This is a genomic window from Mycoplana dimorpha (genome assembly GCF_003046475.1).
In the GTDB taxonomy this organism is placed as follows: Bacteria; Pseudomonadota; Alphaproteobacteria; order Rhizobiales; family Rhizobiaceae; genus Mycoplana; species Mycoplana dimorpha.
The window spans coordinates 620,910-634,644 of sequence record NZ_PZZZ01000003.1; the positions used below are offsets into that span (position 1 = coordinate 620,910).

Genomic DNA, 13,735 nt, shown 5'->3' on the forward strand with positions numbered 1-13,735 from the left:
TATAGGGCAGGGGCGCGCTGGGCGAAGAGTATTCCGTCTAGGCGAGCGCTTTTGATCCTTGCGGCAAAATCCCCGGCGTTGGGCCTGGCTGCCGGCCGGGTCGACCGGCGGGCTTGCCCGTAAAGAACGGAACGCGCAGGCAATTTCATCTCCACCCCCATCGGACGACGGCTGGCCCCTCAATCGATCCCTAGCAGCCGCTCCAGGTAATTGCGTTCCATTACCGGCGGGTCGCCGATGCCCAGCCGACGGCGGATCTCTTCCAGGATTTCGCGCGCCCGCTGGATGTCGATCTGCTCCGGCACACGGGTGCGGCCGTCATAGTCCGGGCCCTGCGCGCTCGTCGGGCGTTCGCGTCCAAGCGGGTCGCGGCCGTCGCGGCCCATCTGCGGCTGGCCCTCGCCGACGCCGCCCTGGCCCATGGCCTGCATCTGGTTCATCATGTCCTGGGCGCCCTGCCGCAGCGCTTCCAGCGCCCGGCCCTGGCTGCCAACGGCGGGTTCGCCCTCGCCCTCGCCGAGCGCCTTCGAGGCGCCCTTCATCTCGCGCCCGGCCTCGCCAAAGCCCTTGCCGGGCTTGATGCCCATCTCCGACAGCCCCTTCTGCAACTCGCCGAGCTGCTTGCCTAGCCCGTCCTGCTGCCCCTTCAGGTCCTTCAGGGCCTGGCGTAGCTGCTCCTCGGTCATCTGATCGGTCGGCGACTGGCCCTGACCCTGCTGCTGACCCTGCTGCTGCTGCTGCTGCTCGCGGCCATTGTCGCCGGGATTGCCGAACATTTCGTCCTCGCCCGGCAGGGGAACGCCATTGTCCATGCGATCGCGCAAGGCCTGGTCGAGGTTGAAGGTCTGGTCCATCAGCTTCTGCTGCTCCTGCATCAGCCGGCCGAGCTTGTCCATCTGCTGGCGCATGGCGTTGGACTGCTCGTTCTGCTGCGGCGAGCGGCGGCCGGCCTGCAGGTTGTTGAGCATGCGCTGCATTTCCGACAGCAACTGCTGGGCCTGGTCCTTGGCGCCGGATCGGGCCAGGTTCTCGATCTGGTCCATCATCCGCTCCAGGTCCTGCTGGCGGAGGATCTGCCCCTGTTGCTGCGCATTCTGCTGCATCGGGCCGTTCTTCTGCGCCTGGCGCGCCAGTTCCTGCATGTAGGCCTGCATCGCGTCGCGCAGCTCCTGCATCAGCTTGGCGATCTCCGCGTCGGGCGCATTGCGCTCCAGCGCCTCCGAAAGCGCCTGCTGCGCCTCGCGAAGCCGCCGGTCTGCGAGCGAGAGGTTGCCATCTTCGATGCCGAGCGCGATTTCCCAGAGATAGGCGGCCGTCTCGCGCAGCTGGTCGTCGTTGCGGGCCAGCCGCATGCGCTCCTGCGCCGAGCTGATGAGCAGGAAATGCGTGAGGTTGGGGATCGTCTCCTCCGGCCGCAGCATCAAGGCCTCGTTGAGCGCGATCGCCCGCGGCAGCTGGTTGGCGTCGAGTGCAAAGGTCTGGCGCTGCTCGGCGACGGCGGCTGCCAGCGGCTCGGAGAACACCTTGGCCGGCAGGATCATCTCCTGCGGTTGGCTGCGTCCTTCCTGCCCGGCGGCGTCGCGCGCGACGAGCGTGATGCGCACGCGCTTGCCGGCCAGCGGGTGTTCGGTCAGGTTGCGGCTCGTCGTGCCCTTCACATCGCGGGCGTTGCGGCGCGGCAGGTCCAGCCGGTATTCCGGCGGCGGATAGAGCGGGTGGGCATTTTCGGCCGGCGGATCGACGGGGACGATTTCGGCATACGCGGACTGGACGCCGTAGTCATCCTTGGCGATGAAGCTGATCTCCAGTGCCGAGGCCACCGTCCTGCGCGGCAGCCCGTTGAAGGCAATCTCCGGCACCAAGTCGGGGATGACGCTGAACGCCCACTGGTGGCCCTCGATCGACAGCGCGCCGTCCTTGACGATCTTGTACTGCAACGTCGTCGGTGCTGTGCCCGGCGCCGGGGCGGCTGCTTCGTCCTTGCGGTCGGAGGCCGCCGCTTGGGGGGCCTGTTTCGGCTCTTCCGGACGGATGGCGACCGCGGGCTCGCCGTCCGGCGTGTAGGCCACGCCGGCGGCGCCGTTCCCGCCGGTGATGCGCACGGTCAGCTCGCTGAACTGCGGCACCCGCAGCGGCCCTTCCGCGGCGATGTTCGGGCCGGTCAGAAAGATCGGCGCCCGGCCGGTATGGGCGGGCGGCGTCACCCAGGCGTCGATCCGGACGTCCGGCTTGGTCTCCGCCGGCTGGCGCAGCGTCACGACGTCCGACAGCAGCCCCGCCTGGTTGGAATAGGAGAAGGCGAAGGCGACGGCGACCAGCAGCAGCGGGATGGCGCGCAGGCCGTGGCGGTCGTGGCGGGCGATATCGGGGCGCGGCAGCCCCGCCTGCAGGGATCCGATCATCCGGGCCATGCGCGCCTGGTGCTCGCGCCAGAGCGCCTCGGCCACCGGCCCGCCGCGGACGGGCCGGTCCGCCTGTACCTGGATGGCCTGGTGGGTGAGGTTGTTGCGCTCCTCGAGCATGCGGTCGGCGCGCTCGGCTGCCGGCCAGACTGCGTGGCGCAGCCGCGCCGCCAGCAGGACGAGTCCCACGCCGAAGGCCGCCAGCGTGGCGATGTGCAGCCAGGCCGGCACGTGACGGAAATAGCCGAACCAGGTCAGCGCCAGGAAGCAGGCGACAAGCAGGACGAGGGGAAGAAGCCTCGGGAGGAGGGTCTCTGCAAAGAGAACAGCACGCGCCACCATGCGCCTGCGGCCCAGCCGGGCCGCGAGGCTGCGAGTGGAAATGTCCTCACCGGAAGGCGGTTTCACGTCCTCTTGCATCCGTCCTCGAATCCCCGCTTCGCCCCGGCCATCGGCGCGACGGCTTCGCCATGGTCAAAGGATAGCAGCCTTTGTGGCGAAGACGAGGGCGCATTCGAAATCGTGATCGTTTCGCAGGCCGTTTGGCCGCATCGGCAGCGGCCGCCCTTCAGTCGAGCCAGTCCGGAATCGAATCGAGGCCGATCAGTTCGTCGTAGGTCTGGCGTGGGCGCACGACGTGGAATTCGCCGCCGCTGACTAGCACTTCGGGCACAAGCAGGCGCGTATTGTAGGTGCCGGCCTGCACCGCGCCATAGGCGCCGGCCGATCCGACGGCGATCAGGTCGCCCGGCCTGGGCATCGCCATGTCGCGGTCGAGTGCCAGATAGTCGCCGGTCTCGCAGACCGGGCCGACCACGTCGGCGCGGATGCGCGGCGCGTTGGCGGCCGAGATCGTCACCGGGCTGATCTCGTGCCAGGCTTCGTAGAGCGTCGGGCGGATCAGGTCGTTCATCGCCGCGTCGACGATGACGAAGGTCTTTTCGCCGCCGTCCTTCACGTAGATGACCTCCGTCACCAGGATGCCGGCATTGCCGACGATCAGCCGGCCCGGCTCGGTGATGATCCGGCAGCCGAGGCCCTCGAGCTCGTTCTTGACGATTTTCGCATAGGCATCGGGCAGCGGAGGCGGAGTGTTGTCGATCCGGTAGGGAATGCCGAGCCCGCCGCCGACGTCGACGTGGTCGATCGTATGGCCGTCGGCGCGCAGCGTGTGCACCAGTTCCCGCAACAGCCGGAAGGCGTCCTCGAACGGCTGCAGCTCGGTGATCTGGCTGCCGATATGCATGTCGATGCCGGTCACCTTGATGCCCGGCAGCTTGGCGGCATGCGCGTAGACGGCGCGGGCGCGCTCCCAGGAGATGCCGAATTTGTTCTCCTTCTTGCCGGTCGAGATCTTGGCATGCGTGCGGGCGTCGACGTCGGGGTTGATGCGGAAGGAGACGTGCGCCTGCTTGCCGGCCTTCACCGCCCGGGCGTTCAGCACTTCCAGCTCCGGCTCGGATTCGACGTTGAAGCAGTAGATGCCCGCCTCGATGCCGAGGTCCATCTCGCGGGGCGTCTTGCCGACGCCGGAAAACATGATGCGGTCGGCCGGGACGCCGGCGGCAAGCGCGCGGCGCAGCTCGCCTTCGGAAACGACGTCCACGCCGGCGCCGAGGCGCGCCAGCGTCTTCAGCACCGCCTGGTTCGAGTTGGCCTTCATCGCGTAGCAGACAAGCGCGTCGACGCCCTCGAACGCCTCCGAGAACACCCTGTAGTGCCGCTCCAGCGTCGCGGTGGAGTAGCAGTAGAAGGGCGTGCCGACCGCCTTGGCGATCGCCGGAACGGGCACATCCTCGGCAAAGAGAATGCCGTCGCGATATTCGAAATGGTTCACAGTGTCGTATCCGTCAGAGGAGGGCGTCGAGGATGAAGGGCTTGTCCTCGACGGCCGGCTTGTTCGCATCCGCGCCGCCCGGCGTCGTGCTCTTGGCCGCCGCCACCCCGGGTCGTTCGAGATCACCCTTACGGCCACAGGCCGCCATTACGGTCGCCGAAAGAACAAGAACGAGGGCCAGCCTGGCAGTGGTCTTCAGTGTCATGCGGGTCACGGCTCCGAAAGAGGTCTCGATGGTTGTGAAACACTTAGCAGAACCGGAGGCCCCTTGTGCACCCTGATTCTGCTGATGTTTCATGCAAGGCGATTGATCGGTTGCCGGATCAGATCCGCCCCCGCCACCAGGCGACCTGCTGGCGCACGTTCGAGGGCGCGGTGCCGCCGAACGAGGTGCGGCTCGCAACCGACGCCTCCACCGTCAGCACGCCATAGACCTTGTCGGTGATCGCGGGATGGATCGCCTGCAGCTCGGCGAGCGGCAGTTCGGCCAGTTCGCAGCCCTTCTGCTCGGCGAGCGCCACGGCGCGGCCGGTGACATGGTGGGCGTCGCGGAAGGGCAGGCCGGCCTCGCGCACCAGCCAGTCGGCGAGGTCGGTGGCGGTGGAGTAGCCCGAGCCGGCCGCGGCCTTCATCCGGTCGGCGCGCACCGTCATGTCGCGCACCATGCCGGTCATCGCGGCGATCGCCAGTTCCAGGCTCTCGGCGGCGTCGAAAACCTGCTCCTTGTCCTCCTGCATGTCCTTGGAATAGGCGAGCGGCAGGCCCTTCATCACCGTCAGCAGCGCGATCAGCGAGCCGTTGATGCGGCCGGTCTTGGCGCGCACCAGCTCGGCGGCGTCAGGATTCTTCTTCTGCGGCATGATCGACGAGCCGGTCGAAAACGCGTCCGACAGCCGGATGAACCCGAACTGCGGCGTCGACCAGATGACGATTTCTTCCGCCAGCCGCGACAGGTGGGTGGCAGCGATCGCGGCGATCGACAGGAATTCCAGCGCGAAGTCGCGGTCCGATACCGTGTCGATCGAGTTGCGGGTCGGCTCGCGGAAGCCGAGCGCCTTGGCCGTCATGTGGCGATCGATCGGAAAGCCGGTGCCGGCAAGGGCCGCAGCCCCGATCGGGCTTTCGTCCAGGTGCTCGATCGCATGGCGGACGCGCAGGCGGTCCCGGCCGAACATCTCGACATAGGCCATGCAGTGGTGGCCGAAGGTCACGGGCTGGGCCGTCTGCAGATGGGTGAAGCCGGGCATCACGGTGTCGGCATGCTCCTCGGCGCGGTCGAGGAAGGCGGCGATCAGCGCCGTCAGCGCCCGCTCCGTCTTCTGCAGCTCTTCCTTCACCCAGAGGCGGAAGTCGAGCGCGACCTGATCGTTGCGGGAGCGTGCGGTGTGCAGCCGGCCGGCGGCGGGGCCGATCAGGTTCGCAAGCCGGGCCTCCACGTTCATGTGGATGTCCTCGAGCTGGCGCGAGAATTCGAAGGTGCCGCTTTCGATCTCCTTCAGGATCGTTTCCAGGCCTGCGACGATCTTGTCCTTGTCTTCGGCGGAAATAATGCCTTGATGGGCGAGCATGGTGGCGTGCGCGATCGAGCCGCGGATGTCCTGGGCATAGAGCTTCTTGTCGAAGCCGATGGAGGCATTTATCTCCTCCATGATCGCATCCGGGCCGGAAGCAAAGCGACCGCCCCACATCTGGTTCGAGGATTGGGTCTCGGATTTTGCGTCAGCCATGGGATTGCCTGTCCTGGAGAGTGAAATGACAGTCGAGAAGAAACCCGGCCGCCCGGCCGTCAAGCTGCTTGCGCTGGCCGCGCTTGCCGGCATCCTCGCCGGTGCGGCAGCGGTATACGTGATGGAGAGCCGGTCTGGCAATGGCGCGGCCACGGTGGTTGCCGATGCCGGACAGTGCACCGCCGCGAAGGGCAAGGCCGCCGCCCTCGACCCGTTCTTCACCGGCCAGGTCGCCGCCATGAAGGCGGCGGACCAGCCGCGCCCGTTGCCCGCGCTTTCCTTCAACGGGCCGGACGGAAAGCCGCGCACGATCGCCGACTTCTCCGGCAAGACGCTGCTCGTCAATCTGTGGGCGACCTGGTGCTTCCCCTGCCGCGAAGAAATGCCGGCACTGAACGCGCTGCAGAAGGAACTCGGCAGCGACCGCTTCGAGGTCGTGGCGATCAACATCGACACCGGCACCGACGAGAAGCCGCAGGCCTTCCTCGACGAGACCGGCGTGCACGACCTCGGCTACTATCGCGACAGCTCGATGGGCGTCTTCAACGCCCTGAAGAAGGAAGGCCTTGCCTACGGCCTGCCGGTGACGCTGCTGATGGACGAGAAGGGCTGCCTCGTCTCCGCCATGAACGGCCCCGCCGTCTGGGACAGCGAGGATGCCAAGGCGCTGATCAAGGCCGCCCTCCCGACCGCGCCGGCTTTGTGAACCGGCAGGACCTTTCTTCCAGAATCGGGAGCCGCGTCTAAGCGCCGCCCCCTCACGTCGTCGCGTAGACGCGCGGCCGGCGGATGTCGAGAAAACCCTGTTCGCCCTTCTTGTGCGGAAACTCCGGCGCGGTGTCGAACTCGATCGACTGGCCGCCAGTGGTCCTGGCCAGCACCCGGCGCGAATCCGGCCGGTCGAGCACCCGCAGGATCTGGGCCGGCACCCCGTCCCCGCTCTCGCGCCAGGAAACGTCGGCCGGGCGGAACAGCAGGTCGGCCGGACCGTCCTTGAGGTCGGGCGCGTCGAAGGCGATGTCCTGCACATAGGCCTTGCCGTCGCGCACCGTCGCCGGCAGCGCGTTGGCGTCCCCGAGGAACTTCATTACGAAGGCGTTCTGAGGTGCGCGGCAGACCTCCTCCGGCGTCCCCTCCTGCACGATATTGCCCTTGTCGAGGATGACGACGCGGTCGGCGAGGTCGAGCGCCTCCTCCTGGTCGTGGGTGACGAACAGGGTGGTGATGCCGAGTTCGTCGTGGATCTTGCGCAGCCAGCGGCGCAGGTCGCGCCGCACGTTGGCGTCGAGGGCGCCGAACGGCTCGTCGAGCAGCAGCACGCGCGGATCGACGGCGAGCGCACGCGCCAGCGCCACCCGCTGCCGCTGGCCGCCGGAGATCTGCCCCGGGAAGCGTTCGCCGAGGCCGGAAAGCTGCACCAGCGCCAGCAACTCCTCGACCCGGTCGCGGATCGCCTCGGGCGTGCGTTTCACCTTCGACACCTTCATGCCGAAGGCGATGTTTTCGGCCACGGTCATGTGCGGGAACAGCGCGTAGTGCTGGAAGACGAAGCCGACGCCGCGGTCGCGCACCGGAATGTCGGTGGCGTCCTCGTCGCCGAAATAGATGTGCCCGTGGTCGGCATATTCGAGCCCGGCGACCATGCGCAGGATCGTCGTCTTGCCGGAACCGGAGGGGCCGAGCAGCGCCACCAGCTCGCCGCTCTCGATCTCCAGCGAGACGCCATGGACGGCGCGGAACGTGTCGAAGGTCTTGACGACGTCGTTGAGGCGGATTTTCAAGGCTTGACCTCCGAGAGTGTATCATTGCCGGCGAGCGTCGCCGGGCGCTTGCTGCGGCCGGCGCCCTGGCGCTCCAGTGCCACCTTGACGACGAGCGTCACCAGCGCCAGCGTCGCGAGGATCGAGGCGGCGGCGAAGGAGCCGACGGCGTCATAGTCGTGATAGAGCAGTTCGATGTGCAGCGGCAGGGTGTTGGTTTGGCCGCGGATGTTGCCGGAGACGACGGAAACCGCACCGAATTCGCCCATCACGCGCGAATTGCAGAGCACGACGCCGTAGAGCAGCGCCCATTTGATGTTGGGCAGCGTCACCGAGAAGAAGGTGCGCCAGGCGCTGGCGCCGAGCGAGGTCGCCGCCTCCTCGAGGTCGCGTCCCTGCGCCTGCATCAGCGGGATCAGTTCGCGGGCGACAAAGGGGGCGGTGACGAACATGCTGGCCAGCACGATGCCGGGCAGCGCGAACATGATCTTGATCCCGGCGCTCTCCAGCGCCGGCCCGAACAGGCCCTGCAGGCCGTAGACGAACAGGTAGGCGACGCCCGCGACGATCGGCGAGACGGAAAAGGGGATCTCGATGAGGATCGTCAGAAGCCGCTTGCCGGCGAAATCGTGCTTGGTGATCGCCCAGGCGGCGGCGACGCCGAAGGCGGTGTTGATCGGCACGGCGATCAGTGCCGTCAGCACCGTGAGCAGGATCGCGTGCAGGGTATCCGGCTCGGCGATCGCGCCGGCGAAATAGGGAAGCCCCTTGGAAAAGGCCTGGACGCCGATGACGGCCAGCGGTGCGACGATGATGACGGCGACGAAGAACAGCACGACGCCGAGCAGGACGCGGCGGAACAGCGGGTCGTCGCCGATGCGGGGCGGCCGGCGGCCGGAATGATGCGGTTTCATCGGCTCAGTTTCTCACGGTGTAGCGAAGCGCGCGCGCCTGCATGAGGTTGGTGACCGCGAGCATGACGAAGGCGGCGATCAGCATGACCGAGGCGATCGCGGCGGAGGCCGGGTAGTCGTATTCCTCGAGGCGGATGAAGGCCAGCAGCGCGGTGATCTCCGTCGAGAAGGGCTGGTTCCCGGCAATGAAGATGATCGCTCCGAATTCGCCGAGGCTGCGGGCGAAGGACAGCGATACTCCGGCGAGCAGTGCCGGCGTCAGCAGCGGCAGGATAACGCGCCGGAAGATCGAAACGTCGCTGCCGCCAAGCGTCTGCGCCACCTCTTCCAATGCCGGATCGAGCTCCTCGAGCACCGGCTGGACGGTGCGCACGACGAAGGGCAGGCTGGTGAAGGCCATGGCGATCATGATGCCGAGCGGCGTGTAGGCGACCTTGACGCCGAGTTCGGAAAGCGGCGCGCCGAACCAGCCGTTGGTCGCAAACAGCGTCGTCAGCGAGATGCCGGCAACGGCGGTCGGCAGTGCGAAGGGCAGGTCGACCAGCGCGTCGATGAGGCGGCGGCCGGGGAAGCGATAGCGCACCAGCACCCAGGCAAGCGCCAGCCCGAAGACGAGGTTGAAGACGGTCGCGGCCAGCGCGCTGGAGACGGTCACCACGTAGCTTGCGACCGCACGGTCGGACGAGACGATGCGCCAGTAGTCGGCCGGCCCGAGGCTTGCGGCCTTGAACACGAGCGCTGCCAGCGGCAGCACGATGATGATCGCCGCATAGACCAGCGTGATCCCGAGGGAGAGGGGCAGGCCCGGCAAAACGCGCCGTTTCAAGATGCTCGTCCTTTTTGCAACAGAAGGACCGGCGGGGCTTTCTCCCGCCGGTCCGGTTCAGATCTTCCCGGTGTTACCGGCTGCCGTAGATCGTGTCGAGGATGCCGCCCTCGGCGAAGTGCTCCTTGGAGACCTGGCCCCAGCCGCCGAAGACGTCCTCGACCTTCACGAGGCGGATGTCCGGGAACTGGTCCTTGAACTCGGCGGCGACCGTCTCGTCATGGACGCGATGGCCGAACTCGGCGGCGACCTTCTGGCCCTCCGGCGAATAGAGGAAGTCGAGGTAGGTCTTGGACAGTTCCTGGCTGCCCCGCTTCTCGGCGACCTTGTCGACGACGGCGACCGGGAATTCCGCCAGCAGGCTGACGGAGGGCACGACCTGCTCGAACTTGTCGGTGCCGTACTGCTTGGCGATCGCCTTGGTCTCGGCCTCGAAGGTGATGATGACGTCGCCGATCTCGCGCTCGACGAAGGTGGTCGTGGCGGCGCGGCCGCCGGTGTCGAAGACCGGCACGTTGTCGAAGATCTTGGTGACGAATTCCTTCACCTTCGCCTCGTCGCCTTCGAACTTCTCCTTCGCGTAAGCCGTCGCGGCGAGATAGGTGTAGCGGGCGTTGCCGGAGGTCTTCGGGTTCGGGAAGATCACCTTGACGTCGTCACGGGCGAGATCGCTCCAGTCCTTGATGCCCTTCGGATTTCCGGCGCGCACCAGGAAGGACGGGAAGGAGTAGAAGGGCGAGGCATTGTTCGGGAACTTCGACTGCCAGTCCTCGGCGACGAAGCCGTTCTTGACGAGGAAATCGATGTCGGTGACCTGGTTGAAGGTCACGACGTCGGCCTCGAGGCCCTCGACGATGGCGCGCGCCTGCTTGGAGGTGCCGCCATGCGACTGGTCGATCGTGACACCCGGATGGGCCTTGACGAAGGCCTCGTTCTCGGCGGCGAACAGCTCGCGGGCGATGTCATAGGAGGCGTTCAGGAGCTTGTCGGCGGCATTGGCCGAAAGGGGGGCTGCCAGCGCCGCGATGGCGGCACCGATCAGAAGAAGGCGCTTCATGTGATTGTCTCCCGGGAAGCATGTCGTTGTCTGCCCGGCAACCTACCGGGGCGCGACGAGGCTTCCGAGCAATCAGTCACCAATGACTGGCATGGGCGGCGAATATCTTTTCGCCGCAAGCGCCGGGACGAGAACGGCGGCCCGGGCCGCGCTCAGCGGGTCGGAACCGGGACTTCGCCGCGATAGTCGTAGAAGCCGCGCCCGGACTTGCGACCGAGCCAGCCGGCCTCGACGTACTTCACCAGCAGCGGGCAGGGCCGGTACTTGGAGTCGGCCAGTCCCTCGTAGAGCACCTGCATGATCGACAGGCAGGTGTCGAGGCCGATGAAATCGGCAAGCTGCAGCGGGCCCATCGGGTGGTTGGCGCCGAGCCGCATCGCCGTATCGATCGCGTCGACGGTGCCGACGCCTTCGTAGAGCGTATAGATCGCCTCGTTGATCATCGGCAGCAGGATGCGGTTGACGATGAAGGCCGGGAAGTCCTCGGCGACGGTCACCGTCTTGTCGAGGGTGGCGACGAACTGCTTGGCGGTGGCGAAGGTATCCTCTTCGGTGGCGATGCCGCGCACCAGCTCCACCAGCTTCATCACCGGCACCGGGTTCATGAAGTGGATGCCCATGAAGCGCTCGGGCCGATCGGTGGCCGAGGCCAGCCGCGTGATCGACAGCGACGAGGTGTTGGTGGCGAGGATCGCGTCGGCCTTGAGCACCGGGCAGACATTGCCGTAGATCTTGCGCTTGACGGTCTCGTCTTCGGTCGCCGCCTCGACGACCAGGTCGGCCTGGGAAAGGTCGTTGATATCGGCCGAGCCGCTGATCCGCGCCAGCGCGTTCTTGCGGTCCTCGTCCGTCATCTTGCCGGAGGCGACCTGCCGGGCGAGATTGCCGTGGATCGTGGCGAGCCCGGCCTCGATCCGTTCGGCCGAGAGATCGTAGATCTGGACCTTGTATCCGGCGACGGCGCAAACATGCGCTATACCGCAGCCCATCTGGCCTGCACCGACGATACCGACGTTCCTGATCGTACTCATTGTCCTGCCCACCGAAACTAAGCCCGACCCGACGGCCGTCCCGGCCGCAGGTCAAAATGAAACCGGGCCGGAAAATTCCAGCCCGGTGCATTGATAGAGAGGTGCAGCACTTTTTTCCAGCGATTTATCGTCGCGCGCCGCACCGCAGCATCGGCCTCAGAGGGCCTTTTCCAGCTCCGGCAGGACCTCGAACAGGTCAGCGACCAGGCCGTAGTCGGCGACCTGGAAAATCGGCGCCTCCTCGTCCTTGTTGATGGCGACGATTACCTTGGAGTCCTTCATGCCGGCGAGATGCTGGATCGCGCCGGAAATGCCGCAGGCGATGTAGAGCTGCGGGGCGACGACCTTGCCGGTCTGGCCGACCTGCCAGTCGTTCGGCGCGTAGCCGGCGTCGACCGCGGCGCGCGAGGCGCCGACGGCAGCGCCGAGCTTGTCGGCGACCGGCAGGATCACTTCCTGGAACTTCTCCGCCGAACCGAGCGCCCGGCCGCCCGAGATGATGATCTTCGCCGAGGTCAGTTCGGGGCGGTCGGACGAGGACAGCGCGTCGGCGACGAATGTCGAGACGCCCGGATCGGCGGCGGCGACAACCGTCTCGATCGGCGCATTGCCGCCTTCGGTTGCCGCGGCAAACGAGGCGGTGCGGACGGTGATCACCTTCTTGGCATCGGTGGTCTGCACCGTCTGGATGGCGTTGCCGGCATAGATCGGCCGCTTGAAGGTGTCGGCGGAAACGACTTCGATGATCTCCGAGACCTGCGCGACGTCGAGCAGCGCCGCGACGCGCGGCATGACGTTCTTGCCGACCGAGGTCGCCGCGGCGACGATCGTGTCGTAGGAACCGGCGAGCGCGACGATCGTCGCGGCCAGCGGCTCGGCCAGGTTGTTGGCGAGGGTGGCGTCCTCGGCCACGAGCACCTTGGCAACGCCGGAAAGCTTGGCGGCCTGCTCGGCGGCAGCCTTGGCGCCGTCACCGGCGACAAGCACATGCACGTCGCCGCCGATCTTTTGCGCCGCCGTCAGCGCCTTGGCGGTCTGGTCGGAAAGGTGGCTCTTGTCGTGGTCAGCCAGAAGAAGAATGGCCATGGTGTAATCTCCCTATCTGTTTGCGCTCAACGGTCCGGGTCGGACCGGCGCGCGACGATCTTGTTCATCCCGTCATGCCGGACTTGATCCGGCATCCAGCGCGCGCAAGTCCTTGCGCGCTGGAGAGTCTCGCGCGTCGCAGACGCGACGCTGCTGGATCCCGGCTCAAGGCCGGGATGACGGAGGACCTCAAAGCACGCCGGCTTCGGTCTTGAGCTTTTCGACCAGCTCGGCGACCGTCTTGACCTTGACGCCGGCCTTGCGGCCGCCCGGCTCCTCGGTCTTCAGCACCTTCAGGCGCGGCGCGGTGTCGACGCCGAAGTCGGCCGGGCTCTTCTTGTCGAGCGGCTTCTTCTTCGCCTTCATGATGTTCGGCAGCGAGGCGTAGCGCGGCTCGTTGAGGCGCAGGTCGGTGGTCACCACCGCCGGCAGCTTCACCTCGATCGTCTGCAGGCCGCCGTCGACTTCGCGGGTGACCTTGGCCTTGCCGTCGGCGATCTCGATCTTCGAGGCGAAGGTCGCCTGGGCGGTGCCGAGCAGGGCTGCGAGCATCTGGCCGGTCTGGTTGCTGTCGTCGTCGATCGCCTGCTTGCCGACGATGATCAGGCCCGGCTGCTCGGCATCCGTGACGCCCTTGAGGATCTTTGCGACCGCCAGCGGCTCGACCGCGTCGTCGGTCTCGACCAGGATCGCCCGGTCCGCACCCATCGCGAGCGCCGTGCGCAGCGTCTCTTCCGCCTTCGCCGGGCCGATCGAGACGACCACGACTTCCTCGGCCTTGCCGGCTTCCTTCAGCCGCAGCGCCTCCTCGACGGAGATCTCGTCGAACGGGTTCATCGACATCTTCACGTTCGCAAGCTCGACGCCGGTGCCATCCGGCTTCACCCGGATCTTCACGTTGTAGTCGACGACCCGCTTGACGGGGACCAAGATCTTCATGGTTTCTCCTTCCAATGCCCGCATGGGAAAATGCGCCTTCCCGAGGCGCCCCATTTGTCGGTGGGCGACATCGATACGCGTTTTTTCCCCAAATTCAATGTTTGCGGCGGTGCGTCCGGCGGGAAACGCGTGTACCGGTTTGACGCGCACGTCGAC

Annotated in this window: 12 protein-coding genes; 1 reads left to right on the plus strand and 11 read right to left on the minus strand. The window is 66.8% G+C overall.

Annotated features, from left to right (window positions below; all coding sequences use genetic code 11):
• Positions 1-179: 179 nt before the first annotated feature.
• The 4 genes from C7449_RS09825 to argH all read right to left on the minus strand — a co-directional run bounded on the left by C7449_RS09825 (position 180) and on the right by argH (position 5,966).
• On the minus strand, positions 180-2,822 hold the full coding sequence (locus tag C7449_RS09825; protein WP_108002586.1) for a TIGR02302 family protein: 2,643 nt from the start codon (positions 2,820-2,822) through the stop codon (positions 180-182).
• Positions 2,823-2,970: 148 nt separating this feature from the next.
• A complete protein-coding gene (lysA, locus tag C7449_RS09830) occupies positions 2,971-4,239 on the minus strand; it encodes a diaminopimelate decarboxylase (RefSeq protein ID WP_108002587.1) in 1,269 nt (422 codons plus the stop codon).
• Between the two features lie 13 nt (positions 4,240-4,252).
• Complete coding sequence (lptM, locus tag C7449_RS09835; RefSeq protein ID WP_108002699.1) at positions 4,253-4,444, minus strand: LPS translocon maturation chaperone LptM; 192 nt, start codon at positions 4,442-4,444, stop codon at positions 4,253-4,255.
• 118 nt (positions 4,445-4,562) lie between these two features.
• Entirely contained in the window at positions 4,563-5,966 is a 1,404-nt protein-coding gene (argH, locus tag C7449_RS09840) for an argininosuccinate lyase (RefSeq protein ID WP_108002588.1), read from the minus strand.
• A 25-nt stretch (positions 5,967-5,991) separates the two neighbouring features.
• Here argH and tlpA point away from each other — a divergent pair, with 25 nt between their 5' ends.
• On the plus strand, positions 5,992-6,672 hold the full coding sequence (gene tlpA, locus C7449_RS09845; RefSeq protein WP_245414336.1) for a thiol:disulfide interchange protein TlpA: 681 nt from the start codon (positions 5,992-5,994) through the stop codon (positions 6,670-6,672).
• A 52-nt stretch (positions 6,673-6,724) separates the two neighbouring features.
• On the opposite strand, the gene C7449_RS09850 is transcribed toward tlpA, so the two are convergent.
• The 7 genes from C7449_RS09850 to C7449_RS09880 form a co-directional block, all read right to left on the minus strand.
• Positions 6,725-7,747, minus strand: a complete 1,023-nt coding sequence (locus tag C7449_RS09850) for a sulfate/molybdate ABC transporter ATP-binding protein (RefSeq protein WP_108002590.1) — start codon at positions 7,745-7,747, stop codon at positions 6,725-6,727.
• Positions 7,744-8,640, minus strand: coding sequence for a sulfate ABC transporter permease subunit CysW (gene cysW / locus C7449_RS09855; RefSeq protein ID WP_108002591.1), 897 nt, complete (start codon positions 8,638-8,640; stop codon positions 7,744-7,746). Before cysW ends, C7449_RS09850 begins: the two co-directional genes overlap by 4 nt.
• Before the next feature lie 4 nt (positions 8,641-8,644).
• On the minus strand, positions 8,645-9,466 hold the full coding sequence (gene cysT, locus C7449_RS09860; protein WP_108002592.1) for a sulfate ABC transporter permease subunit CysT: 822 nt from the start codon (positions 9,464-9,466) through the stop codon (positions 8,645-8,647).
• Positions 9,467-9,539: 73 nt separating this feature from the next.
• Positions 9,540-10,523 carry a thiosulfate ABC transporter substrate-binding protein CysP gene (gene cysP / locus C7449_RS09865; RefSeq protein WP_108002593.1) on the minus strand — a complete coding sequence of 328 codons (984 nt, stop codon included), beginning with the start codon at positions 10,521-10,523 and terminating at the stop codon, positions 9,540-9,542.
• Positions 10,524-10,675: 152 nt separating this feature from the next.
• Entirely contained in the window at positions 10,676-11,554 is an 879-nt protein-coding gene (locus tag C7449_RS09870) for a 3-hydroxybutyryl-CoA dehydrogenase (protein ID WP_108002594.1), read from the minus strand.
• Between the two features lie 156 nt (positions 11,555-11,710).
• The gene (locus C7449_RS09875) at positions 11,711-12,640 is read right to left on the minus strand and encodes an electron transfer flavoprotein subunit alpha/FixB family protein (RefSeq protein WP_108002595.1); all 930 of its coding nucleotides are present in this window, start codon (positions 12,638-12,640) and stop codon (positions 11,711-11,713) included.
• A 189-nt stretch (positions 12,641-12,829) separates the two neighbouring features.
• Positions 12,830-13,579, minus strand: coding sequence for an electron transfer flavoprotein subunit beta/FixA family protein (locus tag C7449_RS09880; RefSeq protein ID WP_108002700.1), 750 nt, complete (start codon positions 13,577-13,579; stop codon positions 12,830-12,832).
• Positions 13,580-13,735: the final 156 nt, after the last annotated feature.